Below are 20428 nucleotides of genomic sequence, written 5' to 3'. Positions count from 1 at the left end.
GAGGTACGCCGCCGTCCGCCGCGTCCTATGGCTGGTCTCCCTTCAGCCAAGGACGCTCGCATGCTCACCTCTTTCAATGGTCGAATCCGGCGCCATGCGCCCATCGCCGTCTTCTGCGCAGTGCTGGCCGTCGCCACGCCAGTCCAGGCCCGATCGCCCGATGTCGTCTCCTACGACATCCCGGCGCAAGCGCTGGGCGACGCCTTGCTGACGCTGGGCCGCCAATCGGGCCAGCAGATCTCATTCCCGCCTGCCGCCGTGGCCGGCAAGTTTGCGCCAGCCCTGCAAGGCGACTACTACACACTCCAGGCACTGAACCATATGCTGGCCGGTTCTGGCCTGGCGCCCCGCGCCGACGGACCGGGCCGCTACATCGTCTTCGTCGACCCGTCCAACCCATTCTCGGCCTCGCGGCTCGAACCGGTGCGGGTCTACGGGGAACAGGCCGGCGAGCGCATCTACGGGCGCGAGGAAATCGCCGCGGCGCCTTCTTCCAACCGGGACCTGAGTACGCTGGTGGCAACGCATCCGGCGGTGCGGACGAATCCAGGCGCGGCGGGATCGCGCAATCGCGGGTCGCTTGATGTCGAGGAAATCTCGTTTTTCGGCGCCAGCCCGTATCAGAATCTGTACCAGATCGACGGCATGGAGGCGACCAACCGGGTGGATCCTGCGAGCAAGAATCTCAACCTGAAGATCGGCAACGTCCCGAGCAATTCGCAGTCCTATTTCATCGACACCCGTTTGCTGGAGGAGGTCCATGTCCACGACAGCTTCGTGCCGGTGGAATATGGCCGTTTCACCGGCGGCGTGGTCGACGCGCGGCTGCGGCGCTTCTCTGGCAAGAACGAACTGAAGCTGGATTACCGCTGGAACACTTCCGGCATGACCCGGCAACGGGTCGCCCCCGGCGAAGAGAACAATTGGGCCCGGGGCCGGCCCGGCTTTTCGCCCCAATGGAAAAAGCAGTTCTACTCCGCCATCGGCGACATCGCGGTCAACGACAAGGCCGGCATGGTCCTGGCCATGTCGCAGCGGCAATCCCTGATCTCCCGCGCGGTCCTGGGCGTGGATGAAACGGGCAAGGGCCTTCTCTATAACCACAACAATTATCGCGACCGCATCGACAACTTCCTGGGCAAGTTCAGCGTACAGGCCAACGCCGATACCACCGCCGACCTCATCCTGAAATACAGCGACCGGCGCGAACGACTGGCCAGCGATCTGTTCCGCTACACCCATTGGGTCCATGATCATCGCGCCTATGGGTTGAGCGGCAACCTGGAGCACGTCTTCCAAGGCGGCCAGATCACCCTCAAGGCCGGCTGGGATCATGCCCTGAGCAATCGCCAATCGCCCGACAGCGAACTTGTGACCCATGTGGTATCGCCGCTACCCACTTACACCAGCGGCGGCTTTGGGCGCGAACAGACACAACAGGACACCTGGTCGATCAAGAGCCGCGTCGATCTCGATCCGCTGCGCACCGGCGCCTTCACGCACTCGGCCTATGCGGGCCTGGACCTCAGCCAGATCAATGCCGGATTCAAGCGCTTCCAGGACTCCTATTCCCTGAATCGCACCCACCACGCCGACGGCACGTACACGGACCGCAGCAAAACCCATCATCTCCCTGGCACCATCGATGTGAAATACCAAATAGAGAGCCTGTATATGGCCGATCGCATCGAATGGCGCGGATTGGCGCTGGACGCCGGCCTGCGCTACGACCACGAGCGCTTCCTGCACACCGGCAGCCTGGCGCCGCGCACCCGCCTGGATTGGGATATGTTCGGTTCGGGTAATACGCAGCTCAGCGCGGGCTGGTCCCGCTACTACGGCGCCGAAGTGCTGCAGACCGCGCTCTGGGCCGAGCGCCAGCGGCTGTCCCGCCTGGAGATCGACGGCAAGGGCAACCCCGTCGACCGTGGCGCCAGGCCCTATATGACGGAGTACGCGGGGTTGCGCATGCCCCATGACGACGAGTGGGCCATTTCGTTGCGCCAGCGCTTCGCCACCCTGGAAGGCAGGATCAATTACGTGCACCGCAACGGCCGGGATCAATGGACCCGGCGGCGCATCAGCAATGACGACCCCTACAGCTATCGCTACACCAACGATGGCGCCTCCATCACCGACAGCGTCTACCTGATGCTCGCGACCTTGGAGCCCTGGCGCCTCGACGCGACACGCTGGAACCTGGTGGCCACATGGAGCTGGCAGAAGCGCAAGACCAACAATGATCTGGTCGACGGCTACGACGGCGGCGCGCGCGATCCCGACGAGCGCGTCATCTACAACAACGCCGAGATTCGCGCCCTCGACTTGCCGCCCTCTTCCTTCTACCAGCCGCAGGTTGCCACATTGACCCTGATCGGCGCTTACCCGCGCGCCGGCATCACCTGGAGCAACATGCTGAACTGGCGCAGCCGGCGCGCGGCCACCATTTATGACGGCCGCGGCCCGGCGCCGGCGAACCTGGACCGCTACAAGTCAGGGGACATGGCGTCGTACTGGACCTGGGATACCAAGCTGACATGGCAGCCAAACGTCATCCCCAATCTGGAATTGACGGTTGAAGTGCTGAACCTGTTGAACCGCATGCCCGTTATCGCACCGAGCAATCCAAAAAGCAGAGTTGGTCCCGATGTCTATCAATCCGGACGTGAAATCTGGTTGCAGGCCGGCTACCGCTTCTGAGCCATAGCCAGCACACCTCAATCAACAAATGGAAATCCATATAGATTATTCATCGATCGCGCACTGAGGGAACGCCAGCGTGGATGCGTCCTACGTCTGACTTGAACGCGACCAGGAACGCACCGATGCCCTTGCGTGGCAAATCCAGGCACCGGCTGAACGCCGTGGCCACCCTGCTGTCCGCCGTTGCGCTGCCTCTGCTGCCGACGGCCCTGGCCGCCGCGGCGGGGCCGCCGCCCGACTCCCCGCCTGCCGGCATCGTCTCCGATGCCGCTTGCCACCCCTTGACGGGCTGGGATCTCGCCTGTCTGCGCGCACGCTATTCCGCCCCCGCTGCCTTCTGGCCCGCGCCCGCCATCGATGCCGGGGTGCGATGGAACGAATGGGCGCCCGTGCCGCCGGTCTCCCTCCCACCGCTGCAATGGACCGCCGCCAACCCCGGCCAGGCCGAACTGGCCGCCGACGTGGCGCGGCCGGCAATCGTGGCGTTGGGACAGATGCTGTTCTTCGATGCCCGCCTGTCGCGCAAGGGCCAAGTCTCCTGCGCCTCCTGCCACCAGCCGCAGCACGCCTTCACCGACGGCCTGCCGCTCGCGGTGGGCGAGGACAAGCTGATGGGCCGGCGCCGCTCCACGCCGCTATATGCCGCGCCGTTCGCGCCACGGCTGTTCTGGGATGGTCGCGCGGCCAGCCTGAAGGAGCAGGTAATGGGACCGCTACATGATCCACGGGAAATGAACCACGACGCCGCCGGGGCGGTGGCGCGGCTGCGGGAGACCGACATGTATCCCGCGCGCTTCCTGGACGCGTTCGGCGGCGCGACGGCGGTGTCTCCTCCAGCGACTGCATCGGCTTCATCAACAGTTGCGCCGGCTTCATCAGCGGCTGGCTCGACGACATCGGCATCGGCATCGGCATCGGCATCGGCATCGGCATCGGCGGCAATGATACCGGCAGCTCAAGCGCCTGCGGCATCGACCACGGCATCCGCCATCGACGCCGACCGCCTGGCGCGCGCACTGGCCGCCTACGTGGCGTCGCTGCGCCCCGAGAAGACGCGCTTCGATGAATTCCTGGCTGGCCGCGCCGATGCGCTGAACGATAACGAACTACTGGGCCTGCACCTGTTCCGCACGCAGGCGCGCTGCATGAACTGCCACAATGGCCCGTTGCTCACCGACCATCAGTTCCACAACATCGGCCTGTCGTTCTACGGCCGCCGCAACCAGGACCTGGGACGCTACGAGGCCACCCGCGATCCCGCCGACCTGGGCAGGTTCCGCACGCCGAGCCTGCGCAACGTGGCGCAAGCCGGCCCATGGATGCACAACGGCCTGTTCCCGGACCTGCGCGGGCTGCTGCGGATGTACAACGCTGGCATGGGCCGCGACGCCCCGCCGGCCGATCATCCCGACCCGTACGCGCCGCGCAAGTCGGAACACATCAAGCCGCTCGACCTGAGCCCGGCCGAGATCGACGCGCTGTTGGCGTTTCTGAAAGCCCTATAGCGGACGCCACCGGCTCCGCGTCGCAGGAACCACTTTCTGCCCGACAACAGAATCAGGTTGGGCGCAGGGCGCTTTTACGTCGAGGCGCGGCGCGGCCTCCCACGCGGCGGAAAATAGAATGGCCGCGGGTGAAGCCGCGGCCATGGAACTGCCGTTGCGCATGGTGACGGCGGCCAAGCAGGCCACCGGCCCCCCCACGCATCACGAGTAGGGACGCTCGCGCAACCGGGTGTGGTGATCGACCACCGTGTCGATCACTTCGCGCAGGATGGTTTCGGCCAGGGCCGGCGGCACGCCGGCCTCTTCGGCCAGGCGCCGGATGCGCTGGACCTGCTGGTCTTCGCGCACCGGATCCACCAGGTCCATGTCGTTGGCTTGCTTGAGCTCGCCGATCATGTCCGTGCAGCGAAAACGCACCCCCAACAGCAGGATGATCTGCTGGTCGATCTCGTCGACTTCGGCGCGCAACGATGCCAGTTCGGCTTTCGGGGAATCTTGATTGGCCATGTCTTTCAACCTTGAACGATATCCAGCTTGGCGATGCCCAGCGCCAGCGTCTTGGACCCGACATCGCGGAAATGGATTTCCGCCTGCGCGTCCTGCCCCGCGCCGCTCAGGCTGACGATGGTGCCGTCACCAAAACGGGCATGGTGCACGCCCTGCCCCACACGATACTGCTTGTCGCCGACGGTGACGCCGGAGGCCGTGCCGCGCGGTTGACGCGGCGCAATGGTGTTGGTTGGCTTGCGGCCGAAGGCGTCGCCGCGGTTGCCGTTCCAGCCGCCGCCGGCGCTCAGGGTCGGCGCCAGGCCGGCCTTGGGCGACAGCCACTTCAGGTGCTGCTCGGGGATTTCGTCGAGAAAGCGCGACCGCATGGCGTAGCGCGTCTGGCCATGCAGCATGCGGCTTTGCGCCAGACTGATGTACAGGCGCTGGCGCGCGCGGGTGATCGCCACGTACATGAGGCGGCGCTCTTCTTCCAGGCCGGACTGCTCCAGGATGCTGTTCTCGTGCGGGAACAGGCCTTCCTCGAGGCCGGTAATGAAGACGGCGTCGAACTCCAGGCCCTTGGCCGCGTGCACGGTCATGAGCTGCACGGCGTCCTGGCCCTGCTGGGCCTGGTTGTCGCCGGCTTCGAGCGCGGCGTGTGACAGGAAGGCCGCCAGCGGCGTCAGGCCGTCGGACACCACCGGCGCCGCATCGACCACGCCTGGCATCAGCGTGCTGGCGGTATCCTGCTGGGGCACCACGCCGGCGGGCATGCCGTCGTAGTTTTCCTCGGACGCGAACACCGCCGCGGCGGTGATCAGTTCGTTCAGGTTTTCGAGGCGCTCGGCGCCTTCGCGCTCGGCCTTGTAGTGCGCGTTCAGGCCGCTGGCCTCGAGCATGTGCTCGACCATTTCGGGCAGCGGCAGGTCGCGCGTTTCCTCGACCAGGCGATGGATGAGCTGGGCGAACTGGGCCAGGTTGGACCCGCCCTTGCCCGCCACCAGCGCCACCGCCGCGTACAGGCTGGAATCATGCGCGCGGGCCGCGTCGGCAAGCTGTTCCAGCGTGCGCGCGCCGATGCCGCGTGTGGGGAAGTTCACCACCCGCATCCACGAGGTGTCGTCGTGCGGATTGGCCATCAGGCGCAGGTAGGCGAGCGCGTGCTTGATTTCCTGGCGCTCGAAGAAGCGCAGGCCGCCATACACCTTGTAGGGAATGCCGGCCGAGAAGATGGCGTGCTCGATCACGCGCGACTGCGCGTTGCTGCGGTAGAGCACGGCGATCTCGCGCCGCAGGCTGCCTTCGTGGATCAGCGAACGGATCTCGTCGACGATCCATTGCGCTTCCATGCCGTCCGAGGGCTGTTCGATGACGCGCACCGGCTCGCCTTCGCCCTGGTCGGTCCAGAGGTTCTTGCCCAGGCGGCCGCTGTTGTGGCCGATGAGCGCATTGGCCGAATCCAGGATATGGCCATACGAGCGGTAGTTCTGCTCCAGGCGGATGACGGTGCCGTGCGCGTAGTCGCGCTCGAAGTCGGACATGTTGCCGACGTTGGCGCCGCGGAACGCGTAGATGGACTGGTCGTCGTCGCCCACGGCGAAGATCGCCGCGCCGCCGCCTGCCAGCAGCCGCAGCCACTTGTACTGCAGCGTGTTGGTGTCCTGGAACTCGTCGACCAGGATGTGGCGGAAGCGGCGCTGGTAGTGCTCGCGCACCGGCGCGTTGCGCGACAGCAGTTCGTAGGCGCGCAGCAGCAGCTCGGCGAAGTCGACCACGCCTTCGCGCTGGCACTGGGCTTCGTAGAGCTGGTAGATCTCGATCAGGCGGCGGCGGTGCGCGTCATAGGCTTCGACGTCGGCGGGACGCAGGCCCTCTTCCTTGGCGCCGTTGATGAAGCGCTGCACGTCGCGCGGCGGGTATTTTTCGTCGTCGACGCCATTGGCTTTCATCAGCCGCTTGATGGCGGCGAGCTGGTCGGTGACGTCGAGGATCTGGAAGGTCTGCGGCAGGCCGGCGTCGCGATGATGCGCGCGCAGCATGCGGTTGCACAGGCCGTGGAAGGTGCCGATCCAGAGGCCGCGCGTATCGATCGGCAGGATGGCCGACATGCGCGCCAGCATTTCGCGGGCGGCCTTGTTGGTGAACGTGACGGCCAGCAGCCCAAAAGGCGAGGCCTGGCCGGTTTGAATCAGCCAGGCCATGCGGGTGGTGAGTACCCGGGTCTTGCCGCTGCCCGCCCCGGCCAGGACCAGGGCGTGCTGCGGTTCTAACGTTACTGCGGCGCGTTGTTCAGGATTGAGCTTCTCTAGCATCATGCCGCGTAGCGGCGCAGACGTTGAGCGAATTGCTCGAGCCCGGCGATGCCGCTTTGCTGGGCGCGCTGGCACCAGGCCTGCAGGTCATGGAGGAGCTGTTCGCTGCTGGCGCTGGAGCTTTCCCAGATGCGGCCGAGTTCGCGGCGCATCTGCACCAGCGTCGACAGCGACTTGTTCTGGGCAATGGCCTTGTCCACGGCTTCGAGCTGTTCCGGTTGCAGGATGTCCTCGTTGCGGTGGATGGCGCGGCGCACCTTGTGCAGCTTGTTCCAGCCGCAGTCGGCGTTGCCGTCCTGGCGCGAGGCCTTCAGCTTGGCGAGTTCCTCGCGGGCGGCGCTCTTGATCACGTCCGCGTAGCGGGCCATGACTTCGTAGCGGTGCGTGATCACGCCCTGCAGCGTGCGCAGGTCGATGCCGGTCTTGGAATCATCCAGCTTGAGCTTGGGCGCGACCTTCTTGATCTTGGCCAGGCCCAGGAACTTCAGGATGTTGATGTAGCACCAGCCGATGTCGAATTCGTACCACTTGGCCGAGAACTTGGCCGACGTGCCGTGGGCGTGATGGTTGTTGTGCAGCTCTTCGCCGCCGATCACGATGCCCCAGGGGAACACGTTGGTGCTGGTGTCCGGGCTGTTGTAGTTGCGGTAGCCCCAGTAGTGGCCGATGCCGTTGACGACGCCGGCCGCCCAGAAGGGGATCCAGGCCATCTGCACCGCCCACACCGTGACGCCGATCGCGCCGAACAGGGCGATGTCGATGGCGAGCATGGTCAGCACGCCCCACAGGCTGTGCTTGCTGTAGACGTTGCGTTCGAGCCAGTCGTCAGGCGTGCCGTGGCCGAACTTGGCCATGGTTTCCTTGTTGTTGGATTCTTCGCGGTAGAGCTCGGCGCCGCGGAACAGCACCTTCCAGATGCCGAACAGGATGGGCGAATGGGGATCGCCTTCCTTTTCGCACTTGGCGTGGTGCTTGCGGTGGATGGCAACCCATTCCTTGGTGACCATGCCGGTCGTCATCCAGAGCCAGAAGCGGAAGAAGTGCATGACGGCCGGATGCAGATCCAGGCCCCGGTGCGCCTGGCTGCGGTGCAGGAAGACTGTGACGGACACAATGGTGATGTGCGTCATGACCAGGGTGAAAACGACGATCTGCCACCAAGTGGCTTGGGTCAGACCGCCGGCAATGAAGGAGAGGATGTAATCCATAAAGCTGTTATGAGCCTCGCTTGAAGAGTGCCTGAAGTTTAGCTTACCTTTGCCGCGTTATGACAACGCAGTTTCAAAATAGTTTTTGAGGGAAATCAAGGACTAAGCCCTGCTTTTGACCCGCTTTTGACCATTTGAAGGCAAGCCCGCGGCCGGGTCGGCGCCCCACCGGCAACGCCACTGGCGCCATCCGGGCGGGGAATCGTCGGCACATGGCCACTGGGTTTTGGCCGGCTATCGCCGTTAAAGTTCCTGTCAGGCTGGTCCGCTGCCTTGCAGTCGCCACGCGCCTGGCGCACACTTCGGTCCGCCGTCACCGTTACCACCGCCACACGATGTTCCGCAAAAAAACCCGTCCCTATTTTATCGCCACCCTGGCTGCCGCGATGGCGTCGCAGGCCGCGCCCGCTGGGGCCCAGTCGCTGAAAACCGGGGACATAGCCGTGCTGGCGTCCTATTACGAGATCCGCGGATCCGACTGCCTGGCCCTGCGCGCGCCCCGCGTCACCATCACGCTGCAGCCGCGGCTGGGTACCGCCAGCATCGTGCAGACGCGCGGCCAGTCCGGCAGTTCCGGACGTTGCGCATATAAGACAGTGCCAATCGCACAACTGGTTTATCAGGCCAACCAGCCCGGGTCCGATTCCCTGGCCTGGGAAGTGAAGTACCAGAACAAGACCATCGGCACCCGCCGCTACAGCGCCACGCTCGGCATCGCGCCGGCTCCTTGAACGAACCGGCGGCTTTCGCCGCGCCAGCCGGGCGCCGGCATCGGCCCATCGCCTGATCCGGCGCCAGCGCAGTCGGCCTCAAGACGGCCGGCCCCAAGGACCGGCCTCGCGTTCAGGCCACGGGCTTGTCCTGGTCGGAGGCGGCGGTGACGGGCGGCACCGCTTCGCCGTCCACGCTTTCGGTGGCCAGTGCGCCCTCTTCCGGCGGCGCCTCGGCGCCCAGGCCGGCATCGGTCTCGGCCGCCGCAACCGCCTTCTTGCGGCGCTCGAACACCGCGGCGAAGAAGCCATCGGTGCCGTGGACGTCCGGACGCAACTGGACGTAGGGCCCTTGCAGCTTCAGGCTCTCGCAACGGGCGGCCAGGATCTCGGCGGCGTCCAGGCGCTCGAAGTCCGGATGGCTGGCCAGGAAGCGTTCGGCCTGCACCTCGTTTTCCTCGGCGAGCAGACTGCAGGTGGCATACACCAGCCGGCCGCCGGGCGCCACGCAGCGCGCGGCGCTGTTGAGAATGCGCTCCTGCAACTGGCCCAATTCTGCCAGCGCCTCGGGATGCTGGCGCCATTTCAGGTCGGGATTGCGGCGCAGCGTGCCGATGCCGCTGCACGGCGCATCGACCAGCACGCGCTGAGCCTTGCCGGCCAGGCGCTTGACGCGGGTGTCGTTCTCGCTGTCGATCGCCACCGGCACCACGTTCGACAGGCCGCTGCGGGCAAAGCGCGGCTTGGCGCGCGCCAGGCGGGCGGCCGAGACGTCGAAGGCGTAGAGGCGGCCGGTCGAGCGCATCAACGCCCCCAGCAGCAGGGTCTTGCCGCCAGCGCCGGCGCAGAAGTCGATGACCATTTCGCCGCGGCGCGGCGCCACCAGCAAGGCCAGCAACTGGCTGCCTTCGTCCTGCACCTCGATGCTGCCATTCTCGAACTGCGGCCAGCGGTTGATGGCCGGACGGCCTTCCATGCGAATGCCCCAGGGCGAGTATGGCATGGCCACGGGTTCGTAGCGGCCGGCGCTTTGTTGCAGTTCAGCCAGCATGGCGTCGCGTTCGACCTTGAGCGGATTGACGCGCAGGTCCAGGCTGGCCTGGCGGTTGAGCGCTTCGATCAAGGTTTCGGGGCTTTCCATGGCGCCCAGGCGCTCGTCGAGCCAATCGGGGATGCTGCCGCGCACGGCGCGCGGCAGCGTCGCCAGGTCGATCTGCAGGACGCGCTGGAGCCATTCGGCTTCGGCCGGGTCCAGGCCTTCCTGCAGCGTTTCCTTGCCCAGAGTGGCGGCCAGGCCCAGGATGGCCAGGCGGCGCGAAGCCGGCCCCACGCCGCTTTCGCCGAACTGGCGGTAGCGGCGCAGGTGGCGCAGCACGTCGTAGACGGCTTCGGCCACTTCCGAGCGGTCGCGCGCGCCCAGGCCGGGATGACCACGCAGCCAGTGCGACAGGGCCGCATCGGCCGGGTAGGTCCATTGCAGGATCTCACCCAGCACGCGCTGCACCTGGTCGATGCGGCTGGCGGCATACGACAGGCGCGGCCGGTTGAATTGCGGCTTCTGCGGGGCGGCGTCACGCTGGCCCTGGCCTTCACGACGGTCGGAACCTTGGAAACGACGCTCGCCATCACGGCCTTCGCCACGCGGGGCGCCGTAGGACGGGCGCGAATCCGGGCGGCCCTGGCCTTCGCGGCGGTCCGAACCGAAGGAACCGCGCTCAGCGCCACGGCCTTCGCCGCGCGGGGCGCCGTAGGACGGGCGCGAATCCGGACGGCCAAAGCCTTCGCGGCGATCCGAACCGAAGGAACCGCGCTCACCGCCACGGCCTTCCCCGCGCGGAGCGCCGTAGGAAGGACGTGAATCCGGACGGCCGTAGCCTTCGCGGCGGTCCGAAGCAAAGGAACCCCGCTCACCACCACGGCCTTGGCCTTGGCCTTGACCTTCACGGCGGTCCGAGCCGTACGAGCCGCGCTCGCCACGCGGTGCGTCATAGGAAGGGCGCGGCGTCGGGCGGCCCGAGCCTTCGCGACGGTCGCCGCCGAAGGAACCGCGTTCGCCACGGCCCTCGCCGCGCGGCGCCTCATAGGAGGGGCGCGGGGCCGGACGGCTGTCGCGGCGCTCGTCGGGACGGCCTTCGCGGCCGCTGGCGGCGCGCTCGGGGCGTGGCGCGCGCTCCTGGGCGGCGCGGGCTTCACCCTTGGGGCGCGAGAAGAAAGAACGGCCGTCGCGCCCTTCAGTGGTGCGCGCGCCGGCGGCTGCCGGACGGGAACGCGGAGATTGAGGTTTGCTCATGGTGTATTCCAGTGGGGCGGACACATGCCGCCCGTTAAATGCGATTCAAGGGCCGTCGGCGGCCCGGCTGCGCGGCTGGCGTCGGCTCAGGCCGCCGCGGACCAGGTGAACAGGCGGTCAGGATCGCCCTGCACGTCCACCCGGTGGTCATTCGTCAGCGTAACCCGGCCCTCGGCCAGCCAACGCACGGCGGCTGGAAAAGCCCGGTGTTCGACCTCCAGTACGCGCTGGGCCAATTGCTCGGGCGTGTCGCCGGCCAGGACCGGCACGCAGCCCTGGGCGATGATGGGTCCGTGGTCCAGCACCGGCGTCACGAAATGCACGGTGCAACCATGCACGCGCACACCGGTGGCCAGCGCCTGGGCATGGGTATGCAAGCCAGGGAACGCCGGCAGCAGCGACGGATGGATATTGACCAGGCGGCCGCTGTAGCGGTTGACGAAGCCAGGCGTCAAAACCCGCATGAAACCCGCCAGGATGACGTAGTCCGGCGCATGCAGGTCGATTTCGGCGGCCAGCGCGGCGTCGAATGCTTCGCGGCTGGCGTAGTCCTTGTGGTACAGCGCCGCGGTGGCGATGCCCTGGGCGGCGGCCCATTCCAGCCCGGCGGCGTCGGGGCGGCTGGCGATCACGGCGGCGATGGTGGCCGGCCAGCCCTGTTGGCGACAGGCGTCGACCAGGGCCTGCATGTTGCTGCCGCGTCCCGAGATCAGGATGACGATGCGGCGCGTTGGTGTGGAGGTTTCCGGCAAGATGAGCAATCCAAATTGGGGATGACGAACAATCCCGTAACCCAAAATTGTAAACTCTCGCTCGTGAAACCACCGCTGCGCATCTACCGATCCCTTCCGCCGCTCGCCCAGCGCGCTCCCAGCGCGTTGACCATCGGCAATTTCGACGGCGTCCACCGCGGACACCAGGCCATGCTGGCGCGGGTCTGCCAGGTCGCGCGCGACCGGAACCTGACCCCGGCCGTGATGACCTTCGAACCCCACCCGCGCGAGTACTTCGCCACGCTCAACCAGCGGCCCGAGCTGGCGCCAACCCGCATTTCGGGGCTGCGCGACAAGCTGGCAGCGCTGGCGCGCTACGGCATTTCGCAAGTCGTGGTCGAGCGCTTCAACGCTCGCCTGGCCGAGATGTCGGCCAACGCCTTCATCGAGAACCTGCTGGTGCGCGGCTTGGACACCAAGTGGCTGCTGGTGGGCGAGGACTTCCGCTTCGGCCACAAGCGCAGCGGCGACATCGACCTGCTGCGCGAAGCCGGCCTGCGCCATGGCTTCGAGGTGCAGACCCTGGCCGACGTCACCGACCGCCACGGCCACCGCATTTCCAGTTCCGAGGTGCGCACCGCCCTGGCGGTGGGCGACCTGGACCGGGCCCGCCATCTGCTGGGCCACCCGTTCCATATCAGCGGCCACGTGATCCATGGCCAGAAGCTGGGCCGCACCCTGGGCTATCCGACCATGAACCTGCGGGTGGCCGAGCGCTGCGCGGCCCGTTCCGGCATCTACGTGGTGCAGGTCTACGGCCTGGCCGACCGCGCCCTGCCGGCGGTGGCCAGCCTGGGCGTGCGCCCGACCGTCGAGGACCGCGGACGCGTGCTGCTGGAAGCGCACCTGCTCGACGAGACCGTCAACGCATACGGTAAACTCGTGCGTGTCGAATTCCTGCAAAAGCTGCGGGACGAAGAAAAATTTCCTGACCTCCCTTCCCTGACTGCCGCCATCGCCGAAGACGCGCGAAACGCGCGCGCCTATTTTGCCGTTCATGGACTATAAAAAGACCCTCAACCTGCCCGATACCCCCTTCCCCATGCGGGGCGACCTCGCCAAGCGCGAGCCCGCCTGGATTGCGCAGTGGGAGGAAAACCACGTCTACCAGGCGATCCGCGCCGCCAGCCGCGGCCGTCCGCGCTTCGTGCTGCACGACGGCCCGCCCTACGCCAACGGTGACATCCACATCGGCCACGCGGTCAACAAGATCCTGAAGGACATCATCGTCAAGAGCCGCAACATGGCCGGCTATGACGCGCACTACGTGCCGGGCTGGGATTGCCACGGCATGCCGATCGAGATCCAGATCGAGAAGAAGTACGGCAAGCACCTGCCCGTGGCCGAAGTGCAGTCCAAGGCCCGCGCCTACGCGCTCGAGCAGATCGACCGCCAGCGCAAGGACTTCAAGCGCCTGGGCGTGCTGGGCGAGTGGGATCGTCCCTACATGACGATGAACTTCAGCAATGAAGCCGACGAGATCCGCGCCCTGGGCCGCATCCTGGACAAGGGCTACGTGTTCCGCGGCCTCAAGCCCGTGAACTGGTGTTTCGACTGTGGCTCGGCGCTGGCCGAGGCCGAGGTCGAATACGCCGACCGCGTCGACCCGGCGGTGGACGTGGCCTTCCCGTTCGCCGAGCACGACAGGCTGGCCAAGGCCTTCGGCGTGGACAAGGTCGACGACGGCGCCATCGTCATCTGGACCACCACGCCCTGGACCATCCCGTCCAACCAGGCGCTGAACCTGCATCCCGAAATCGAATACGCGCTGGTGCGCGTGTCGCCCGCCCCCAAGTTCGGCCCGCTGCTGCTGATCGCCCGCGACCGGGTCGAGGCCTGCCTGAAGGGCTGGAACCTGGAAGGCGAAGTCATCGCCACCGCCCCGGGCGCGGCGCTGTCGGGCATCGAGTTCCGCCATCCGCTGGCGCAGTTCGAAGCCGCCTACGACCGCAAGGCCCCGGTGTACCTGGGCGAGTACGTCACGGCTGACTCGGGCACCGGCGTGGTGCACTCGGCCCCCGCCTACGGTATCGAGGACTTCATCTCGTGCAAGGAGCACGGCATGAAGGACACCGATTTCATCAGCCCGGTCATGGGCGACGGCAAGTACGTCGACAGCCTGGCGCTGTTCGGCGGCCTGTCGATCTGGGACGCCAACCCCAAGATCGTCGAGGCCCTGAAGGAAGCCGGCGCGCTGATGCACGTCGAAAAGCACAAGCACAGCTACATGCACTGCTGGCGCCACAAGACGCCCATCATCTACCGCGCCACCAGCCAATGGTTCGCGGGCATGGACGTCAAGCCCAAGGACGGCGGCCCGACCCTGCGCGAATCGGCGCTGGCCGGCATCGACGCCACCGCCTTCTACCCGGCCTGGGGCCGCGCCCGCCTGCACGCCATGATCGCCAACCGTCCGGACTGGACCCTGTCGCGCCAGCGCCAGTGGGGCACGCCGATGGCCTTCTTCGTGCACAAGGAAACGGGCGCGCTGCATCCGCGCACCTCCGAATTGCTGGAACAGGTCGCGCAGCGCGTCGAGCAAGGCGGCATCGAGGCCTGGCAGACGCTGGACCCGCGCGAACTGCTGGGCGACGAGGCCGACCAGTACGAAAAGAACCGCGACACGCTGGACGTGTGGTTCGACTCGGGCAGCACCCACGCCACCGTGCTGGGCGGCAAGGACGGCGATTTCGCCGGCTCGCACGGCGCCGAACTGGGCTGGCCCGCCGACCTCTACCTGGAAGGCTCCGACCAGCACCGCGGCTGGTTCCATTCGTCGCTGCTGACCGGATGCATGCTGTATGGCCAGCCGCCCTACAAGGCCCTGCTGACGCACGGCTTCGTGGTGGACGGCCAGGGCCGCAAGATGAGCAAGTCGGTTGGCAACGTGATCGCGCCGCAGAAGGTCTCCGATTCGCTGGGCGCCGAAATCCTGCGCCTGTGGGTCGCCTCCACCGACTACTCGGGCGAGCTGTCGATCTCCGACGAGATCCTCAAGCGCGTGGTCGAAGGCTACCGCCGCATCCGCAACACGCTGCGCTTCCTGCTGGCCAACCTGGCCGACTTCGACGCCGTGTCGCAGTCCGTGCCCTACGGCGAGCTGCTCGAGATCGACCGCTACGCGCTGGCCATGACCGCGCAGATGCAGGCCGAGGTGCAGGGCCACTACGAGCGCTATGACTTCCACCCGGCGGTGTCGCGCCTGCAGACGTTCTGCTCGGAAGACCTGGGCGCGTTCTACCTGGACATCCTGAAGGATCGCCTGTACACCTCGAAGGTGGACAGCGTGGCCCGCCGCTCGGCCCAGACCGCGCTGCTGGACATCACTCAGACGCTGCTCAAGCTGATGGCGCCGATCCTGTCGTTCACGGCCGAGGAAGCCTGGAAGGAACTGGTCGGCTCGGCCCTGAAGCACCAGGCCGACGCCGCCCGTGTCACCATCTTCACCGAGGTCTACCACGCGCTGCCGCCGTTCGCGGACGCCGAGGCCCTGTCGTCCAAATGGGCGCGCCTGCGCGCCATCCGCGCCGAAGTCCAGCGCAAGCTGGAAGAAGTGCGCACGGCCGGCGACATCGGTTCGTCACTGCAGGCCGAGGTCGACCTGTACGCCAGCGGCGAAGACCGGCAATTGCTGGCCAGCCTGGGCGACGACCTGCGCTTCGTGCTGATCGTCTCGCGCGCCACCGTGCACGCCGGCGAAGGCGAGACGCGCATCGAGGTCACGCCGTCCAAGCACAAGAAGTGCGAGCGCTGCTGGCACTGGCGCCTGGACGTGGGCCAGGATCCGGATCACCCCGAGATCTGCGGCCGCTGCGTGTCCAACCTGTTCGGCTCGGGCGAAGCCCGCGACAAGGCCTGAGCATGGCCGGCCCGCAAGGCTCCGCCCCCGTGGCGTCCGCCGCCGCGGCCCCCGCACGGGTGGGCCGCTGGCTGGCCATCGCGCTGGCGATCGTCGTGATGGACCAATTGTCCAAGGTGTACTTCAACACCTCGTACCAGTATGGCGAACGCCTGAACCTGCTGCCGTTCTTCGATTTCACGCTGCTGTACAACCGCGGCGCGGCGTTCAGCTTCCTGGCGTCCGAGGAAGGCTGGCAGCGCTGGCTGTTCACCGGCCTGGGCATCGTCGCCGCGGTGGTCATCACCGTGATCCTGCGCCGCACCCGCGGCCAGCCGCGCTTCTGCCTGGCGCTGGCGATGATCCTGGGTGGCGCCATCGGCAACGTGATCGACCGGGTGGCGTATGGCCATGTGGTGGACTTCCTGCTGTTTTATTGGCGCGACTGGTACTACCCGGCCTTCAATGTGGCGGACATCGGCATCACCTGCGGCGCCGTACTGCTGGTGCTGGATGAGTTGCTGCGGGCCCGCAAGCGGCGCGCCTGACCCCTGTCTCCCGTCCCCCATCGAAACCCGGCCCCAGGCCGGGTTTTTTGCCTATTTGAGCCCCCCTGCACGCATCGCGAACGGCGCAATGCGGCAATGCGGAATAAAATCACTGTCCGTTCCCTGATTCGACGGCATCCAAACGCCGTCCGACGCCCATGCTCGACCTCGCCCGCAAACGCATCGTCCTCGGCCTGACCGGTGGCATCGCCTGCTACAAAATCGCCGAGCTGGTGCGGCGCATGACCGAACAAGGCGCCATCGTCGACGTGGTGATGACCGAGGCGGCCACGCACTTCATCACGCCCGTGACCATGCAGGCCCTGTCCGGCCGTCCGGTCTTCGTCGATGCCTGGGACCCGCGGGTGCCCAACAACATGGCGCACATCGATCTGACGCGCGGCGCCGACGCCGTGCTGATCGCGCCGGCCAGCACCGACTTCATGGCCAAGCTGGCCCACGGCATGGCCGACGACCTGCTGTCGACACTATGCGTGGCGCGCGCCTGCCCGCTGCTGGTGGCGCCGGCGATGAACCGCGAGATGTGGGCCAATCCGGCCACCCAGCGCAATGCGGCGCAACTGCGCGCCGACGGCATCACCATCCTGGGCCCGGCCGCCGGCGAGCAGGCCTGTGGCGAGACCGGCGATGGGCGCATGCTTGAAGCCCACGAGATCCTCACCGACCTGATCGCCTTCTTCCAGCCCAAGCTGCTGGCCGGCCGCCACGTACTGCTGACCGCCGGCCCCACCTCCGAGCCGGTCGACCCGGTGCGCGTGCTGAGCAACCGCTCGTCGGGCAAGACCGGCTACGCCCTGGCCCGCGCCGCGCGCGAAGCCGGCGCCCGCGTCACGCTGATCACCGGCGCCACCGCCCTGCCCGTGCCGCGCGGCGTCACCGCCCTGTCGGTGATGACGGCGCGGCAGATGCACGACGCCGTGATGGCCAGCGCCACCGACGCCGACATCTTCATCGCCGTGGCGGCAGTGGCCGACTGGCGCGTGAAGAATGTCAGCGACCAGAAGCTGAAGAAGACCAGCGAAGGCGGCGGCGCGCCGCAGATGGAATTCGAGCCCAACCCCGACATCCTGGCCGAAGTGGCCAAGCTGAAGGACGGGCCTTGGTGCGTGGGCTTTGCGGCAGAGACCGAGAAGCTGGCCGAACACGCCGAGGCCAAGCGCCAGCGCAAGGGCATTCCGCTACTGGTCGGCAACCTGGCGCACAAGGTGATGGACGCCGACACCACCGAACTGGTGCTGTTCGACGCGCAGGGCGCGCACCCGCTGCCGGCCGCCGACAAGCTGGACGCCGCGCGCCGCCTGATCGCCGAGATCGCGGCGCGGCTGCCGGCCTGACGCGAGCGCCTGCCGGCCCAATGAAAACGCCAGGCGCAGGCCTGGCGTTTTTTACTCGCGGCGCCGGCCGCATGCCGAGAACAGCGGGCGCGCGCTCATTGCGCGGGTCCAGGCTCGCGGCCGATGGTCTGCAGATGTCCCATCGAACCATAACGGCCTTGCAACGCATCCCATTCGGCGGCGTCGAAGAAGGTCAGGGCGCCCTGCCCGAACAGCTTGGCGACCTCGATGCAGAAACGCATTGCCACGTCGGCGTCGACCGCGTTGGTCACGCCGGTGGCGCAGCCGGGCACGGTGGTCTGCGCGGTCAGGGCCACCCCCACCACCGGCGCGCCGGTGGCGATGGCCGGCTGCATCAGTGAATTGACGTGCCACAGGCCGTTTTCGTAGGGAGTGATGTCCTGCGTGGTCAGCGGCAGCGTCAGGGGCAGTTCGCCGCTGACCCACTCCATTACGTCCAGCATGGTTTCCGGAATGCGCAGCAGGTAGCCCTGCCGGGCCACGGGCGTCAGCGCCACCCCGCGGCGGTTCACCAGGCGATTGCCGCGGGAAGTGTCGACCGAAAGGATCGCGTCCATGCGCGGATCGACTTCGTGCGCCATCATTTCGCGCATCGGGAAAGGAGAACGCATCATCGGCACGGGATGATGCGCACGGGTGCCGGCGCGTGGACAGATGTGGGTACGGATGCGCACCGTGCCGGGCAGCACATCGCCCTGACGCGCCATGGCCATGATCTTGAGCGCGGCGGCAATGGCGACCACCGCGCCGTCGCTGTCGGACACCAGGCCGGTAACGGCGGGACGCGCGCCGATGCCGCCCAGGCGACCGACGATGCCCAGTTGCGGCGCGTCGTCATCGACTCCCCGGATGACGATGGAGAGAAACTCGGTGGCGGCGCCATCACGCTCCAGCCGCGTGACCTCGACCTCGCAGTCGCCGGCCTCGCGCAGGCATTGCGCCACCGCCTCGCCCGTGACGCGGGCCGAGGACAGCAACTCGATGGCGTCGATGACCTGTTTCATGCCGGAAGCTCCAGCGGACCGGGCGTGAACACGCGCGGTTCGGCGCTGCCGATGAACAGCGGCGCATCGTGCGGACCGACCAGCGTAATGGTCTTGCCCCGCACGCGCAGCGCGGCGCCTTCGGGCAGGCCCAGCACCGGCATGGCTGGGTTCAGCGTGCAGAACTCGGCCAGGCGCTGCGCACGCGTTTCGCCGCGATGGCCGGGCGGGTGGGCGTTGGTGTAGTGCGGATTGATCTGGAAGGACAACAGGCCCAGCGCATCGAAGCCTTCGGGGTCGACGATCGGCATGTCATTGGTGGTGCAGATGCTGGGGCATGCCAGGTTGGACCCGGCGCTCCAGCCCAGGTAGGCGGCGCCTTCGCGCACGCGGCGCGCCACCACGCCCAGCAGGCCCTGGCGGCGCAACTGGCCAAGCAGGTTGAAGGTGTTGCCACCGCCGACGATGATGACGGCGGCCTGCTCCAGCGCGGCCAGCGGATCGGCAGCGCGGTGCAGCGGCTGGATGGCCAGGCCGGTGTCGGCCAGCGCCGTCGTCACCAGCGAGGTGTAGTCGTCCCAGCCGCGGGTGACACCGGCATACGGCACGAACACCGCCGGGGCGCCGGGCGGCAGGCCCGCGATCAGTTCGCGGATGTCGGGCAGCGCGTGCACCAGGTAGCCAGCGTCGCTGCTGGAATTGCTGAGAAGCAGAAGATTCATGAGTCAGGTTCCGTGGAATCGGTGAAATCGGGACGTCGCGCGGGCGCGGCCGGATCGGGCAATGCGGCCGGGCGGACGCGAAGTATCAGGCCAGCCAGTAGGGATCGTTCAACTCGCGGCCCAAGGCCGCGACGTGCCGCACCAGCGCCTCACGCAGCAGCGCCACGCGGGCGGCGTCGACCTGGAACGACACGAACGACAGACACAGGCCGCGCAGCTCTCCGCTGCCGGGGTCGCGCACCGCCGCCGCCACCGCGCCGATACCCGGCATGGCCTGGTCGATGACGATGCCGCACCGGTCGGCGCGGGTCTGCGCCACGCGCTGCGCCAGCTCGCCGACGGTGGCCGGGCAATCCTTGCCTTCCATCGGCAGCGGTCGCGCCGGATCGGCGCCATAGAGCGCATCGAACTCGTCCTGGGTCAGGCGCGACAGCAACGCCCGCCCCATCGCGGTGCCCGACGCGGCGCGGCGCGAGCCCGGCGGCGACAGCACCTGCACAGGGTGCGAACCGTTCAGGCGCTGCAGGACGACAGTTTCGCGCTGGTTCAGGGTGGACAGGTAAGCGGTCAGGCCGCTGTCGTCGGACAGGCGCGCCAGCACTTTGCGGCAGGCCTCGTCCAGCGGTGTCGCGGCCTGCCCGGCGCGCGCCACCTGCGCCAGCAGCGCGCCAGGACGATAGCGACGGGTGACCGTGTCCTGGTCCAGCAGGCCGTAATGCTGCATCTGGTTCAACAGGCGCGAGGCAGTGCTCTTGGGCATGGCCAGGCGCTGCGCCACGTCGGTGAAGCTCAGTTCCGCCGCGCCGCCCGCGTAAAGCGCCAGCACGCGCTGGACGCCATCGAGAATGCTCATCAATGTTCCATAAATCGGAACCAATGTTCCTTAATTTTGAACAAGAATAATGCAACGCCCGATTCCCGGTCAATACGCCATGGCGCCGGCGAACGCGTCAGCCGGAAGGCGCATTAAT

The 20428-nt window shown here is 67.3% G+C and carries 15 protein-coding genes; 7 read left to right on the top strand and 8 right to left on the bottom strand.

The genetic code is table 11. The features are described 5' to 3' along the window. Nucleotides 1-60: 60 nt before the first annotated feature. Both AC6LKG_RS00450 and AC6LKG_RS00445 read left to right on the top strand, forming a co-directional pair. Nucleotides 61-2700, top strand: a complete 2640-nt coding sequence (locus AC6LKG_RS00450) for a TonB-dependent receptor (RefSeq protein WP_498161886.1) — start codon at nt 61-63, stop codon at nt 2698-2700. Nucleotides 2701-2825: 125 nt separating this feature from the next. Further along, nucleotides 2826-4208, top strand: a complete 1383-nt coding sequence (locus tag AC6LKG_RS00445) for a cytochrome-c peroxidase (protein WP_498161884.1) — start codon at nt 2826-2828, stop codon at nt 4206-4208. A 201-nt stretch (nt 4209-4409) separates the two neighbouring features. On the opposite strand, the gene AC6LKG_RS00440 is transcribed toward AC6LKG_RS00445, so the two are convergent. The 3 genes from AC6LKG_RS00440 to AC6LKG_RS00430 are packed head-to-tail and all read right to left on the bottom strand — an operon-like array spanning nt 4410 to nt 8217. Beyond that, nucleotides 4410-4715, bottom strand: coding sequence for a chorismate mutase (locus AC6LKG_RS00440; protein WP_006384334.1), 306 nt, complete (start codon nt 4713-4715; stop codon nt 4410-4412). 5 nt (nt 4716-4720) lie between these two features. Next, nucleotides 4721-7012 (bottom strand): UvrD-helicase domain-containing protein, encoded by a 2292-nt coding sequence (locus tag AC6LKG_RS00435; protein ID WP_498161882.1) that lies wholly within the window; start codon nt 7010-7012, stop codon nt 4721-4723. After that, nucleotides 7009-8217 carry a DesA family fatty acid desaturase gene (locus AC6LKG_RS00430; RefSeq protein ID WP_498161880.1) on the bottom strand — a complete coding sequence of 403 codons (1209 nt, stop codon included), beginning with the start codon at nt 8215-8217 and terminating at the stop codon, nt 7009-7011. Before AC6LKG_RS00430 ends, AC6LKG_RS00435 begins: the two co-directional genes overlap by 4 nt. A gap of 212 nt (nt 8218-8429) precedes the next feature. Here AC6LKG_RS00430 and AC6LKG_RS00425 point away from each other — a divergent pair, with 212 nt between their 5' ends. Beyond that, nucleotides 8430-8948: a hypothetical protein gene (locus AC6LKG_RS00425; protein ID WP_498161879.1), complete on the top strand. Its 519-nt coding sequence runs from the start codon at nt 8430-8432 to the stop codon at nt 8946-8948. Nucleotides 8949-9060: 112 nt separating this feature from the next. On the opposite strand, the gene AC6LKG_RS00420 is transcribed toward AC6LKG_RS00425, so the two are convergent. Continuing rightward, entirely contained in the window at nt 9061-10422 is a 1362-nt protein-coding gene (locus tag AC6LKG_RS00420; RefSeq protein WP_498162127.1) for an RsmB/NOP family class I SAM-dependent RNA methyltransferase, read from the bottom strand. 881 nt (nt 10423-11303) lie between these two features. Beyond that, nucleotides 11304-11969, bottom strand: coding sequence for a phosphoribosylglycinamide formyltransferase (gene purN, locus AC6LKG_RS00415; RefSeq protein ID WP_498161877.1), 666 nt, complete (start codon nt 11967-11969; stop codon nt 11304-11306). Between the two features lie 63 nt (nt 11970-12032). Between purN and AC6LKG_RS00410 the strand changes: the two genes are divergently transcribed. From AC6LKG_RS00410 to coaBC, 4 genes are all read left to right on the top strand, one after another. Next, complete coding sequence (locus tag AC6LKG_RS00410; RefSeq protein ID WP_498161876.1) at nt 12033-12998, top strand: bifunctional riboflavin kinase/FAD synthetase; 966 nt, start codon at nt 12033-12035, stop codon at nt 12996-12998. Continuing rightward, the gene (ileS, locus tag AC6LKG_RS00405; protein ID WP_498161874.1) at nt 12988-15849 is read left to right on the top strand and encodes an isoleucine--tRNA ligase; all 2862 of its coding nucleotides are present in this window, start codon (nt 12988-12990) and stop codon (nt 15847-15849) included. The genes AC6LKG_RS00410 and ileS overlap by 11 nt, the downstream gene beginning before the upstream one ends. Nucleotides 15850-15878: 29 nt before the next feature. Next, nucleotides 15879-16376 carry a signal peptidase II gene (gene lspA / locus AC6LKG_RS00400; protein WP_498161872.1) on the top strand — a complete coding sequence of 166 codons (498 nt, stop codon included), beginning with the start codon at nt 15879-15881 and terminating at the stop codon, nt 16374-16376. Nucleotides 16377-16534: 158 nt separating this feature from the next. Further along, the gene (gene coaBC, locus AC6LKG_RS00395) at nt 16535-17731 is read left to right on the top strand and encodes a bifunctional phosphopantothenoylcysteine decarboxylase/phosphopantothenate--cysteine ligase CoaBC (RefSeq protein ID WP_498161870.1); all 1197 of its coding nucleotides are present in this window, start codon (nt 16535-16537) and stop codon (nt 17729-17731) included. 95 nt (nt 17732-17826) lie between these two features. Here the strand turns inward: coaBC and AC6LKG_RS00390 are convergent, their stop codons facing one another. The 3 genes from AC6LKG_RS00390 to AC6LKG_RS00380 all read right to left on the bottom strand — a co-directional run bounded on the left by AC6LKG_RS00390 (nt 17827) and on the right by AC6LKG_RS00380 (nt 20310). Next, nucleotides 17827-18756 (bottom strand): DUF1177 domain-containing protein, encoded by a 930-nt coding sequence (locus AC6LKG_RS00390; protein WP_498161869.1) that lies wholly within the window; start codon nt 18754-18756, stop codon nt 17827-17829. Next, entirely contained in the window at nt 18753-19457 is a 705-nt protein-coding gene (pepE, locus tag AC6LKG_RS00385) for a dipeptidase PepE (protein WP_498161868.1), read from the bottom strand. The genes AC6LKG_RS00390 and pepE overlap by 4 nt, the downstream gene beginning before the upstream one ends. 85 nt (nt 19458-19542) lie before the next feature. Continuing rightward, nucleotides 19543-20310 (bottom strand): IclR family transcriptional regulator, encoded by a 768-nt coding sequence (locus tag AC6LKG_RS00380; RefSeq protein ID WP_498161866.1) that lies wholly within the window; start codon nt 20308-20310, stop codon nt 19543-19545. Nucleotides 20311-20428: the final 118 nt, after the last annotated feature.

This window comes from Achromobacter sp. 46006, from assembly GCF_059761975.1.
This window is presented reverse-complemented; position numbering and strand designations above follow the sequence as displayed.